Consider the following 11747-nt stretch of genomic DNA (forward strand, 5'->3'; position numbering starts at 1 on the left):
CGTGAGGGGGGTGTCCCGCTACTTGACGGTGGCGTTGCCTTCGGTGACGGCCTGGTCGGCGGCGGCCTGCGGGGTGAGCTTGCCGAGGTACATCTCGTTGAAGATCTGGTTGAGCTTGGTCTCGAAGCCGGTGAATCCGGTGGTGATCGGCAGCGGGAAGGTCGAGCCCTCGGCCTCCTTCACGAACGGCGTGACGTCGACCTTCTTCGACTTCCAGTAGTCGACGTAGCCCTGGCTGATGCCGTTGAGCGCGGGGAAGACGTAGCCGCCGTCGGCCATCATCTTCTGCGGCTCCTGCGTGCCGAGGAATTCGGCCAGCTTCATGGCCTCCTTGGGGTGCTTGCTCTTGGCGTAGACGGCCTCGGACAGGCCGTTCAGGTTGACCGAGCGGCCCTGCGGCCCCTCAGGCATGGGCGCGACGCCCATCTCGAACGTGGCCTCGGGCGCCACGAACGGCAGCAGCGCGTTGTTGGCGGGGAACATCGCGACCTGGCCCGCCTTGAACATGTCGGTGACCTTGCCGGTGGGCGGGTTGGTCTGGGTGGCGGGCGGGGAGACGTGGTGCTTGTTCACCAGGTCCACGCCGAACTGCAGGGCCTGCACCGAGGCCGGGTCGTTGAAGGCGTACTTGCCGAAGGGCTTGTCGACGAGCTTGCCGCCGTTCGAGACGACCCAGTTCATCCACTGCGTCTGGTAGTGGTTCCAGGAGGCGAAGCCGTACGTCTTGACCTTGGCGGGGTCGAAGCCGGCGTCGCCGGGGTGCTTGCCCGCCTCGTCCACGGTGAGCTTGCGTGCCGTGTCGAGCAGGGTGCCCGTGCCGTCGGCCGCCCAGGTCAGCTTCTCCGGCATCTCCACGCCGGCCTTCTTGAACAGGTCCTTGTTGTAGAGCAGGCCGACGATTCCCCAGTCCTTGGGGACGCCGTACAGCTTGCCCTGGTAGGTGAACGAACCGACGACGGTCTGGTGGTACTTCGACGTGTCGACCTGGACCGGGCTGAGGACGCCCTTGGTCACGTACTCGGGGAACTGGGTGGGGGTCATCCAGAACACGTCGGGCGCCGTGCCCGCGACGACGTCCGCGGTGAGCTTCGTCCAGTACTGGTCGTACGGCAGCAGCTCGATGTTGACGTCGATGCCGGGGTTGGCCTTCTCGAAGGCGGCCATGACCTTCTCGTAGCCGGTCTTCTGCTGGTCGTCCCAGAGCCGGTACGTCAACGTGACCTTGCCGGCCTCGCCGCCGCCCGAGCCTGAGCCGCACGAGGTGAGGGCGAGCAGGGCGGCACCGAGCAGCGCCCAGCGAATCGGGGGGTTGTGCGACATTCGCTGACCTCTTCTTACTTGAGACCCGTGAGGACGACGGATCTGACGATGTGCTTCTGGAAGAAGATGAAGATGGCCACCATGGGCACCAGCGCGATCAGGCTGCCGGCCATCATGAGGTTGTAGTCGACGCCGATGCCCTGCTTGAGCGTGGCGATGGCCACCGTGATGACCTTGGTGTCGTCGCCGCTGGTGATGATCAGCGGCCAGAGGAAGCTGTTCCACGAGGAGATCACCGTGATGATCGCCAGCGTGCCGAGGGCGGGGCGGCAGAGCGGGAGCAGGACGCGGAGGAGGATCGTCAGCGGCCCCGCCCCGTCGATCCGCGCCGCCTCCTCGAGCCCGGAGGGCAGGGTCTTGAAGAACTGCCGCATCAGGAAGATCCCGTACGGCGTGCCGAGCACGTAGGGGGCGAGCAGGCCGTACCAGGTGTTGACCAGCTCCAGCTCCCGCATGATCAGGAACAGCGGGATCATCGTGACGGCGCTCGGCACCATCATCGTCGCCACGAACAGCCAGAACAGCACGTCCCTGCCCCTGAACCGGAGACGGGCGAACGCGTACGCGGCGAACGTGGTGAACACGAGCTGGCCCGCCGTCAGCAGCACCGTCATCACGGCCGTGTTGAGCAGATAGCGCGGGAAGTCCCCTTCCAGCATCTTCGCCAGGTTGTCCGCGGTCGGCGGCAGCCCGGGCAGCCAGGGTGCCGTCGTGCTCAGCTGCGCCTGGGTCTTGAACGCCGTCAGCACGACGAGCAGGTACGGGAAGACGGAGATGAACGCACCGGCCACGAGCACGGCGTACAGGAGGATTCGCTTGGCCATGGGTCTCCTCTCAGCTCAAGTCGTAGGTGGTGCGCTTGCTGAAGAACCTGACCTGGGCCATGGTCACCAGGAAGATGATCAGGAAGAGCAGCGTCGACAGCGTGGCCGCGTAGCCGAAGTCGAACTCCTTGAACGCGGTCTGGAAGATCCTGAAGTTGATCACTTCGGTGGTGTGACTGGGGCCGCCGTCCGTCATCGCGAACACCGTGTCGAACACCTGGAAGGAGCCGATCAGGTTCGTCACGCTGACGAAGAACATCGTGGGGTTGAGCAGCGGCAGCGTCACCCGCCAGAACCGCTGCGCCGGCGTGGCTCCGTCGGTCTCGGCCGCGTCGTGCAGCTCCTTCGGGATGCCCTGGAGCCCGGCCAGGAAGAACAGCATGTTGTAGCCGGTGTACTGCCAGACGCTGACGAGGGCGACGGCGGGCAGCGCCCACGCGGGGTCGGACAGCCAGTCCGGGCCGGTGATCCCGGCCAGCGCCAGGGCGCTGTTGATGGCGCCGTTGCGGGGGTCGAAGATCCAGCCCCAGACCAGGGCCAGGACGATGGGGGTGGCCATCCACGGGACCACGAACAGGGACCGGTAGAACCTGACGCCCTTGATGCGCTGGTTGAGCAGCATGGCCAGGCCCAGGGCGAGGACGGTCTGCAGGGGGATGCAGAGCAGGACGTACCCGATCGTCACGCCGAGCGAGTGCCACGTCTGGCCGTCGCCGATCAGGCGGCGGTAGTTGTCGAGGCCGACGAACCGGGGGTCCGAGAGCAGTTCCCAGTCGAAGAGGCTGAGGACGAGGACGATGACCATGGGAAGCAGCAGGAAGGCCAGCACGCCGAAGAGGCTGGGCGCCACGAACAGGTACGCGTGCCAGCCGCTCCCCCGCCTCCGCCGTCCTTTGGCCGCCTGGACGTCCGCCACCAGGCCGCTCTCGGCGGTGTGGCTGGTCACGACGGCTCTGTCGACGTCGGGACCATGAGGCGCCTGGTCGTCTCCAGGCCCCAGTCGTCCAGGGCCGCGATCGGGTCGCTCGCCCCGCGCAGGCCGCCCGTGCCGGCGATGTGCGCCGCCCACTCCTCCCGCGCCTCCACCTCGGGCCGCAGGATGATGCAGTCCGGGTCGTTGACCCACCACCGGGCGTGCAGGAACTCGCGGGCCGCCCCCGTGAGGCGGGCGCCCAGCTGGGACGGCTGGCTGATGTCGCCGGACTTGGGCTGCACGGCCGGCGCGATGTCGGGGCTGACCCGCATGATGTCCACCAGGCCGATGCTGGGTAACATCGGCGCCCCGCACCCGTGCAGGGTCGCGTCGGCGCCGGCTCCTTGGCGGATCAGCTCCAGGCCGCGCCGGTACGCGGCGATGGGGTCCAGGTCCTCGTGCCGCCCGCCCGCGAGCGCTCCCGCGTAGACGAAGTCGAGCTTGAAGTGGCTGATGCCCATCGCGCTGAACGTCCGGAAGACGTTCACCAGGTGCTCGGCCGCCTCGGGGTGGGTGACGTCGAGCACCGCCAGGTCCTGGTCCCACATACGTCCCGCGTACGCGCCCTGGACCAGCCAGCCGGGGTGCTCGCGGAAGATCCGGCTCCGGTGGCCGACCAGGAACGGCGCGGTCCAGATCCCGGCCCGCCGGCCCGCGCCCGTGACGGCGTCCACGGCCCGCGCCAGCGAGCCGAACTCGGGCCGTCCCTCCAGCCAGTCGCCGATCTCGGCCTCGTAGCCGTCGTCGATGAGGAACATGTCGGCGCCCAGTCCGAGGCGCTCGGAGAGCTCCAGGTTCTCGATGACGTCGGCGTCGGTGACCTTGCCCCAGTAGCCGTACCAGGTGCACCACATAGGCGGGACGGCGGGGAACGTCCGGGGTTCGGTCATGGTGCCCGCCCAGTCGCGCAGGGCCTGGTCCAGGCCGCCTTCTGAGCGGTGGTGTCGTACCGGGCCGTCGGCGGAGACCACCAGGCGGCCGCCCTCCTGGCGTGCCCTGATCGACGGCACCTGGAGGGGGCTCGGCGCCGACCAGAGCTCGACGGACCCGTCGCCCGGCTCGACGGCCAGCAGCCCTTCGCCCTGGAACACCCCGCCGGGGATCGGGGTCTCCGGGCGGTAGGCGAGGATCTGGATGGTCTCGTCGGCGGGCCTGGGCGGAGTGTCCGTCAGGCGGTATGCGCCCGTGGGGCTCCACGACTGCCAGCCGTGCTCGAACACCCGCGCCTCGCCAGGGTCACACCTGATCTCGCCGATGTCAGCGAAGGACATCCTGATTCCTCTCGACTTTCAAAGGAGCCCTTCATTAGTAGCACCGGCGCTCCTCCGGGGTCAATGACAGTGTTCTGCCCGAAAACAACGGCAGATGTGTGGGGGCATACAAGGGCCGACTCGCTGGCATAATCTGTGGTTACAGAGGAGACCTACTTAAGGACGGCGATGGCGGACGTTCGCGGCGGCGACCTGTCCCGGCTGCGGCAGCTCAACTCGCTGACGGCCATCCGGGAGCTGCGCAGGGCGGGCCCGCTCACCCTTTCGGCGCTCGCCGAGCGGACCGGTCTGTCCCGGCCGTCCATGAAGGAGGTCACCGACGAGCTCATGGAGCTGGGCTGGGTGGAGGAGGTGCCGCCGAGCCCCGGCACGATGGGCCGGCCGGCCCGCCGCTACCGCTTCCGCGCCGACAGCGGCTATCTGGTCGGGGTCGACATAGGGGGTCACAACATCCGCGCCGCCCTGTCCGACCTGGACGGCGAGATCCTCGCGGAGACCCGGCAGCCGGTGCTTCCCGACGCCCCGATCGAGGAGCGCCTGTCGGCGATCGAGCGGGCGGTCTCCGGGTGCCTGGCGCTCAGCCGTACGTCGGTCTCCGACCTGTGGACGATCTCGGTGGGCACCGTCGGCGTGATCGACGTCGAGGGTCGCGTCATCTACTCGGCCGCCGTGCCCGCCTGGCGGGACCTCGACCTCGCGGGCAAGATGCGGGAGATGTTCCCCTGCCAGGTGCTCATCGAGAACGACAGCCGCCTTGCCGCCATGGCCGAATCCAGGCGCGGGGTGGCCAAGGGCGCCCGGGACGTGGTGTTCCTGCACGTGGGCCGGCGCATGGGAGCCGGCCTGATCATCGGCGGGAAGGTGCACAGAGGTTTCGGGGCGGCGGCCGGGGAGATCTCCATGCTGCCCGAGGCCCGCTGGTTCGACGCTCCCGAGCACCTCAACACCTGCCCGTCCATCCCCGAGGGCACCGCGCCCGAGGACGCGGCCGGGTTCACGCTGGCCGCCGCGCGGAACGGGGATCCGGCTGCGGTCGCCGCCGTCGAGCGGTACGTGGACGACCTCGCGGTGGGGACCGCCGCGATGGTGCTCATCCTGGATCCGCAGATGGTGGTGCTGGGGGGCGGGTTCTCGCGCTCGGCGGACGTGCTGCTCGAGCCGCTGCGGGAACGGCTGGAGCGCACCTGCATGCGCATGCCGGAGGTACGCGCGTCCACGCTAGGTGACGAGTGCGTGGTGGTGGGGGCCATCGACTATGCGGTCGACCATCTGGACGACCAGCTCTTCACCCCCGACAAGGGTCCCCTCCCCGTCACGCGCTAACCGCCGCGGAGGCGGGCGCGGTAGTCGCGGGGCGGCAGGCCGTACTCGCGCTTGAACGCCCGGCTGAAGTGGAACGGGCTGACGAAGCCGGACGCGGCCGCCACCTGCCCCACGTCCAGGTCCGTCACCTCCAGCAGGCTGGCGGCGCGCCGTACACGTGCCTCGCGCACGGCCTGCATCGGAGTGCGCCCGGTCTCGGCGGCGAACAGGTGGGCCAGGCGGGACGGGGAGAGGGCGACGGCGCGGGCGAGCGAGGCGACCGAGTGCGGGGCACCCGGCTCGGCGGCGATGAGCGCGAGGACCCGGCGTACCCGCTCGTCGCCCTCGTCGGGCCGGCGCGCCACTTCGGGCCGCGCGGAGGCGGTGGCGAGCACGAGCACCTCCTCGACCGCGCCCAGCACCAGCTCTCGCGCCGCTCCCGCCGTGACGACGGCGGACACCCGCACGTCGGCAGGGGGCACGGCGGGCAGGGACGTGACCTGCCCGGGTACGTCGGGCAGCGGCGCGACCTGCCCCGGCACGTCGGGAAGGAACGTGACCGGCCTGGGTGCGGCGGGAAGGCGTGCGCCGGGCACCCACCGCGCGTCCTGGAGTGCCCGCTCGAACGCCAGGCCGACGCGCTCGTGCACGCCCGCGGGCACGCCCCCGACCAGATGGCACCCGTCGCCCCGCGCATAAGGCCCCAGCCAGGCCCCCCACGAGGGGCGGGGCCGGAAGTGCACCCACCAGAAGCGCCACCGCTCCGCCCCCGGCAGCACCCGGTAGTGCTGGGACACCCCGGACCCGAGCACCACCAGATCCCCCGCCCGGGCCGCGAACGACGCCCCGCCCTGCTCCACGAGCCCCGCCCCCGCCTCGGTCCACAGCAGCAGCCAGCTCGGCGACCCGGTGGGGCGGCGCGTGGCATACCCGGGGGCCTTGTCGTAGTGCCCCACGATGGTCAGCTCGGCAGCAGGAACAGACAGGTCCTCAGCGGTCACAGGCATACCGTTACACGATCCCGCTCTTTAGCGTGAGACACATGAGGCTCAACGACTTCCACGATCAGGGGTTCTTGCTGGTGCCCGGTCTCCTCGCTCCAGAAGAGGTGGCCGAGCTGCGCGAAGAGTTCATGGCGCTGCACGCCAAGGGGCCGATCCCTGGGCATTTCTCCCCGCAGCCGCAGGAACCCGGCCAGCCGTACGACATCCTCCGTGACTACCCGCGGATCATGCATCCCCACGAGGTGAACGACGTCGCCCTGCGCTACCTGCTCGACACGCGCATCGCCGCGATACTCCGCGACATCATCGGCGAGGAGCCGATAGCAGCCCAGAGCATGTTCTACTTCAAGCCGCCGGGCGCCAGGGGCCAGGCGCTGCACCAGGACAACTTCTACCTCCGGGTCGAGCCGGGCACGTGCGTGGCCGCGTGGGTGGCGCTCGACCGGGTGGACCGGGCGAACGGCGGCCTCGAGGTCGTGCCGGGGACGCATCTGATGGACCTGTTCTGCCCGGAGGAGGCCGACCAGGACGTCTCGTTCACCAGGGAGTACGTCCCGCCGCCGCCCGGCCTGGCGCGGGTGCCCGTGGACATGAACCCGGGCGACGTTCTGTTCTTCAACGGCAGCCTGGTGCACGGCTCGGAGCCGAACAGCACGGCCGACCGCTTCCGGCGCAGCTTCATCTGCCATTACGTCGGGCGCTCGGCCGAGCGGATCGCCGAGTACTACCCGACGCTCACGATGTCGGGCGAGCGCGTCCGACTGGAGCCGGCCGTGGGCGGCGGCCCCTGCGGCACCGAGGCCACCGGCCCTCACTAACCGCCTGAGATGTCGGACTCGGCGTCACCGTCGGGGATCGCGTAGTCCCAGGGGTCGTCCAGCCATCCGTCCGGCAGGAGCACCTTGGTCCGCTCCCCCGACTTGCCCCGGGGCGTGTCCGTGTTCGGCGGCCATGGCTGATCGTGCTCCAGCTTCGCCAGCCCTTCGCGCAGCCCGTCGAGCGACTCGGCCGTGGCCAGCTCCCGCCGCAGCTCGCTGCCGACCGTGAACCCCTTCAGATACCACCCGACATGCTTGCGGAAGTCGGCTATGGCGTACCGCTCGATGTCGAAGCACTCGGTCAGCCCCTCGGCGTGCCTGGCCATCACCTCGGCGACCTCGCCGAGCGCCGGCCGGGCCCGCTCGGGGCTGCCGTTGAACGCGTTCTCCAGGTCCTTGAACAGCCACGGCCGCCCCAGGCACCCCCGCCCGACGACCACGCCGTCGCACCCCGTACGCGCCACCATCCGCAAGGCGTCGTCGGCGCACCAGATGTCACCGTTCCCCAGCACGGGGACGTCCGGCACGGCCTCCTTCAGCCGGGCGATGGCCTCCCAGTCGGCCACACCCCCGTAATGCTGCTTGGCCGTCCGCGCATGCAGCGCGATCGCCGCGACCCCCTCCTCGGCCGCGATCCGCCCGGCGTCGAGATATGTCAGGTGATCGTCATCGATCCCCTTGCGCATCTTCATCGTCACGGGCAGCGACCCCGCGTTGGCGACCGCCTCCCGCAGGATCCGCCGCAGCAGATTCCGCTTGTACGGCAGCGCGGACCCGCCGCCGCGCCTGGTCACCTTGGGCACGGGACAGCCGAAGTTCAGATCGATGTGGTCGGCCAGGTCCTCCTCGGCGATCATCTTGACCGCCCGCCCCACGATGCCGGGATCCACCCCGTACAGCTGGATGCTCCTGGGCCGCTCGGACTCCGCGAACCTGATCATCCGCAGCGTCTTGGGATTGCGCTCGACCAGCGCGCGCGTCGTGATCATCTCGCACACGAACAGCCCCGCGCCCTGCTCCCTGCACAACACGCGGAACGGCGCGTTCGTGATGCCCGCCATCGGCGCGAGCACCACCGGCGGCCACACCCCAATCGGCCCAATCTTCATTCGAACAGTTGTAGCGCAGGTCAGGCCGTAACGGGTATTCGCGGATAGGCTATTAATGCATCTTCGATGGAGGGGACGGATGCTTCTTCGCGTACGCGTGGCGCTGCCCGACAGACCGGGTTCCCTGGCACAGGTGACCAAGGTCCTGGGCGCGGCGGGGGCCGACATCACGCAGGTGACCGTGCTCGACCGGGGCGCGGGCACGGCCGTCGACGACATCACGATCTTCTGTCCGGAGAGCACGCCCAGGCAGGCGCTGGTCAAGAGCCTGGAGACCGTCGACGGCGTCGCGGTCGAGGGCATCTGGACCACCAGGGAGGCCCCTGGCACATACCCTGAGCTGGAGATCCTCAAATACATCACCACGGCGGGCGACCGGGCTCTCACCACGCTCATCGACTCGCTCCCTGTCCTCTTCAGCGCCGACTGGGCCGCCACGGCCTCCGGCGAGCGCGTCATCTACGCGAGCTGGCGCGCCCCCAAAGACCTGGTCGTCCCCTGGGAGACGCCCTCCCGCCCGACCGCCGTCACCCTCGAGGACGGTCTCCACCTCATCCACGCCCCGCTGCCGCCCCTGGCCCTCTCGCTCCTCCTGGCCCGCTCAGAGGGTCCCGCCTTCCACCGGATCGAGGTCCACCGCCTCACCCGCATCCTGGAGATCTTCCTCAGCCTGCCCGCCACGGAGCGCAGCGTGGCCCGGCAACTGCGCAAGTAGGGCACACTCCGCAACCTGCCGTGGACCGCTGAACGCGGCCCACGGTGAGCATCTGGTCGGCAAACGCGCTAGAGTTGTCGATGCACGCGGAAGTGGCTCAGTGGTAGAGCATCACCTTGCCAAGGTGAGGGTCGCGGGTTCGAATCCCGTCTTCCGCTCGGAGAGGTTCGACTCGGTGGAGTGGCCGAGAGGCGAGGCAGCGGCCTGCAAAGCCGTCCACACGGGTTCAAATCCCGTCTCCACCTCCAAGGACGATTAGCTCAGCGGGAGAGCGCTTCCCTGACACGGAAGAGGTCACTGGTTCAATCCCAGTATCGTCCACCACGCCAAGAAGCCCCAGGAACCCTGGGGCTTCTTGGCGTTTCGGGCCGATCATGGCCGGCTGGTCGAAGTCTGGTCGAATGCGTGACGGAGGGTGTAGTCGGCGGTGGCGTAGTCGCCGCCCTGGAGCTGGTCACCGGCGAAGTAGCCGTCCGCTCCGGGGATCTGCCGCACGTAGGCCTCGGCGTCATCGCGGGGGCGGTAGCCGAGCCGGTCGTCCAGCTCCCAGAACCGGCGGGCATTGGCCGAGACCGCGTATGCGGCGGTGAAGGTGAGGCCGGGCCGGGTCAGCGCGGCCCAGACGAACCCGGCGCAGTCGTACGGGCTCAACCAGGTGGCCAGGTGCCGCGGCTCGCTCGGCACCGGCTCCAGGCTGCCGATGCGCAGGCACACCACCTGCAGCCCGAACTTGTCGGCATACAGCCGGCCCAGGGCCTCCAAGGCGACCTTGCTGACGCCGTAAAGCCCGTCGGGGCGGGGCGGCATCTCAGCCGAGACCGTCTGCGCGGACGGGTAGCAGCCGGTCAGCCGATTGCTGCTCGCCAGCACCACGCGCCTGACGCCGGTGCGCCGTGCGGCCTCCAGCACGTGGTGGGCGCCCAGGACGTTGGCGTCCAGGAGATCGGCGAGCGGCGCCTCATCCGGCACCCCGGCCAGGTGCACGACCGCGTCGGCGCCTTCGATGACCGATACGACGTCCTCTATGCCGGCCAGCTCGGTTTGGCGGACTTCCTCATTCGGTCCTCCGGCGGCCAGCGGCACACGATCGACGGAGATCAGCCGGCGCAGCCGACGCCGCAGCGGCTCGCGCAGCACAGACCCCACGCGACCGGCCGCACCGGTGAGAACTACGCTTTCCATGGTCATGCGGGGATTATGTCAGCGGCCACGGACACTTCCGATGACACGAGGGGGCGCCGTTGAGAGGATCGTCTCGCGGAGGTCCCGGGGAACGTGAGGGGACCGATAATGGTCCGCGCGTTCGGGGGCTTTGGCTGTTAGCGTTATCGGTGAGGGGGTGAGCCTCGGTGAGATCCAGGGACGGCAGGCCCGCGGTGCTCATGGACGTCGCCGTACTCGCCGGCGTTTCCGCCATGACCGTCTCGCGCGTGCTCAACGCGCCCGACCGGGTGCGGGCCGAGACCAGGGCCCGGGTGCTGGCCGCCGTACGAGAGCTCGACTACAGGCCCAACCACGCCGCGCGGCAGCTCGTCACCGGGCGGTCCGGGGTGCTGGGCGTCGTCAGCATCGACACCACCCTGTACGGCCCCGCCTCCACGCTCTACTGCATCGAGCAGGCCGCCAGGAACGCCGGGTTCAACGTGAGCATCGCCAGCCTGCCCTCGCTCAACCGCAGGTCGATGGAGGAGGGCGTGGAGCGGCTGCGCGCCCAGGCCGTCGACGGGGTGATCATCGTGGCACCGCACGAGTCGGCCGCCGACGGGCTGCGGCACCTGCCGCCCGAGATGCCCGTGGTCGCGGTCGACGCCGGTGACGACATCCCCGTGCCCGTGGCCAAGGTAGACCAGCGCACCGGGGCCGTACGGGCGACCAGGCACCTGCTCAGCCTCGGCCATCGGACCGTGTGGCACGTGGCGGGGCCGGCCGACTGGCTCGACGCCAACGGCCGCATCGACGGATGGCGCGAGGTGCTGGAGTCCGCGGACCGGCCGGTGCCCGAGGTGCTGCGCGGCGACTGGAGCTCGCGCTCCGGCTACCGGCTCGGGCTGCAGCTGGCCGAGGACACCGAGGTCACCGCCGTGTTCGTGGCCAACGACCAGATGGCGCTCGGCGTGCTGCGCGCCCTGCGCGAGGCCGGGCGGCGCGTGCCCGAGGACGTGAGCGTGGTGGGGTTCGACGACATCCCCGAGTCCGCCTACTACTGGCCGCCGCTGACGACCGTGCGGCAGGACTTCGGCGAGGTCGGCAGGCACGCCTTCCACATGCTGCTCGACCGGATGGCGGGCACCGAGCCCGACCGGCGGCGGCTGGTCGAGCCCGAGCTCGTGGTGAGGGAGAGCACCGCCCCGGCCCCTGGCTAACCCTCTCCCCCGCGAGCCGGCGTTGAGCACCGCCCGAGCCAGCCGAGA

At 69.9% G+C, this 11747-nt stretch carries 11 protein-coding genes and 3 tRNA genes; 7 read left to right on the top strand and 7 right to left on the bottom strand.

Annotation, left to right across the window (positions count from 1 at the left end; all coding sequences use genetic code 11):
• Nucleotides 1-18: 18 nt before the first annotated feature.
• The 4 genes from ACQPWU_RS37160 to ACQPWU_RS37175 are packed head-to-tail and all read right to left on the bottom strand — an operon-like array spanning nucleotide 19 to nucleotide 4388.
• Complete coding sequence (locus ACQPWU_RS37160) at nucleotides 19-1320, bottom strand: ABC transporter substrate-binding protein (protein WP_433430091.1); 1302 nt, start codon at nucleotides 1318-1320, stop codon at nucleotides 19-21.
• 14 nt (nucleotides 1321-1334) lie between these two features.
• A complete protein-coding gene (locus ACQPWU_RS37165) occupies nucleotides 1335-2144 on the bottom strand; it encodes a carbohydrate ABC transporter permease (RefSeq protein WP_433430093.1) in 810 nt (269 codons plus the stop codon).
• Nucleotides 2145-2154: 10 nt separating this feature from the next.
• Nucleotides 2155-3090, bottom strand: a complete 936-nt coding sequence (locus ACQPWU_RS37170) for a carbohydrate ABC transporter permease (RefSeq protein WP_433430094.1) — start codon at nucleotides 3088-3090, stop codon at nucleotides 2155-2157.
• Nucleotides 3087-4388: a glycoside hydrolase family 36 protein gene (locus ACQPWU_RS37175; RefSeq protein WP_433430096.1), complete on the bottom strand. Its 1302-nt coding sequence runs from the start codon at nucleotides 4386-4388 to the stop codon at nucleotides 3087-3089. Before ACQPWU_RS37175 ends, ACQPWU_RS37170 begins: the two co-directional genes overlap by 4 nt.
• Before the next feature lie 168 nt (nucleotides 4389-4556).
• Between ACQPWU_RS37175 and ACQPWU_RS37180 the strand changes: the two genes are divergently transcribed.
• On the top strand, nucleotides 4557-5711 hold the full coding sequence (locus tag ACQPWU_RS37180) for an ROK family protein (RefSeq protein WP_433430098.1): 1155 nt from the start codon (nucleotides 4557-4559) through the stop codon (nucleotides 5709-5711).
• Here the strand turns inward: ACQPWU_RS37180 and ACQPWU_RS37185 are convergent.
• Nucleotides 5708-6697 (bottom strand): helix-turn-helix domain-containing protein, encoded by a 990-nt coding sequence (locus tag ACQPWU_RS37185; RefSeq protein WP_433430099.1) that lies wholly within the window; start codon nucleotides 6695-6697, stop codon nucleotides 5708-5710. The genes ACQPWU_RS37180 and ACQPWU_RS37185 overlap by 4 nt on opposite strands.
• A 35-nt stretch (nucleotides 6698-6732) precedes the next feature.
• Here ACQPWU_RS37185 and ACQPWU_RS37190 point away from each other — a divergent pair, with 35 nt between their 5' ends.
• On the top strand, nucleotides 6733-7512 hold the full coding sequence (locus tag ACQPWU_RS37190; RefSeq protein ID WP_433430100.1) for a phytanoyl-CoA dioxygenase family protein: 780 nt from the start codon (nucleotides 6733-6735) through the stop codon (nucleotides 7510-7512).
• On the opposite strand, the gene dusB is transcribed toward ACQPWU_RS37190, so the two are convergent.
• On the bottom strand, nucleotides 7509-8621 hold the full coding sequence (gene dusB / locus ACQPWU_RS37195; protein ID WP_433430102.1) for a tRNA dihydrouridine synthase DusB: 1113 nt from the start codon (nucleotides 8619-8621) through the stop codon (nucleotides 7509-7511). The genes ACQPWU_RS37190 and dusB overlap by 4 nt on opposite strands.
• A 79-nt stretch (nucleotides 8622-8700) precedes the next feature.
• Between dusB and ACQPWU_RS37200 the strand changes: the two genes are divergently transcribed.
• From ACQPWU_RS37200 to ACQPWU_RS37215, 4 genes are all read left to right on the top strand, one after another.
• Nucleotides 8701-9336, top strand: coding sequence for an ACT domain-containing protein (locus ACQPWU_RS37200; RefSeq protein ID WP_433430104.1), 636 nt, complete (start codon nucleotides 8701-8703; stop codon nucleotides 9334-9336).
• Between the two features lie 86 nt (nucleotides 9337-9422).
• Nucleotides 9423-9494, top strand: a tRNA-Gly gene (locus tag ACQPWU_RS37205).
• A gap of 16 nt (nucleotides 9495-9510) precedes the next feature.
• Nucleotides 9511-9584, top strand: a tRNA-Cys gene (locus tag ACQPWU_RS37210).
• Nucleotide 9585: 1 nt separating this feature from the next.
• Nucleotides 9586-9660, top strand: a tRNA-Val gene (locus ACQPWU_RS37215).
• A gap of 48 nt (nucleotides 9661-9708) precedes the next feature.
• Here ACQPWU_RS37215 and ACQPWU_RS37220 read toward each other — a convergent pair.
• Nucleotides 9709-10524 carry an NAD-dependent epimerase/dehydratase family protein gene (locus ACQPWU_RS37220; RefSeq protein WP_433430106.1) on the bottom strand — a complete coding sequence of 272 codons (816 nt, stop codon included), beginning with the start codon at nucleotides 10522-10524 and terminating at the stop codon, nucleotides 9709-9711.
• Between the two features lie 161 nt (nucleotides 10525-10685).
• Here ACQPWU_RS37220 and ACQPWU_RS37225 point away from each other — a divergent pair, with 161 nt between their 5' ends.
• Nucleotides 10686-11699 (top strand): LacI family DNA-binding transcriptional regulator, encoded by a 1014-nt coding sequence (locus ACQPWU_RS37225; protein WP_433430108.1) that lies wholly within the window; start codon nucleotides 10686-10688, stop codon nucleotides 11697-11699.
• The last annotated feature ends 48 nt before the right edge of the window (nucleotides 11700-11747 follow it).

It is taken from the genome of Nonomuraea sp. CA-141351 (assembly GCF_050944675.1).
In the GTDB taxonomy this organism is placed as follows: domain Bacteria; phylum Actinomycetota; class Actinomycetes; order Streptosporangiales; family Streptosporangiaceae; genus Nonomuraea.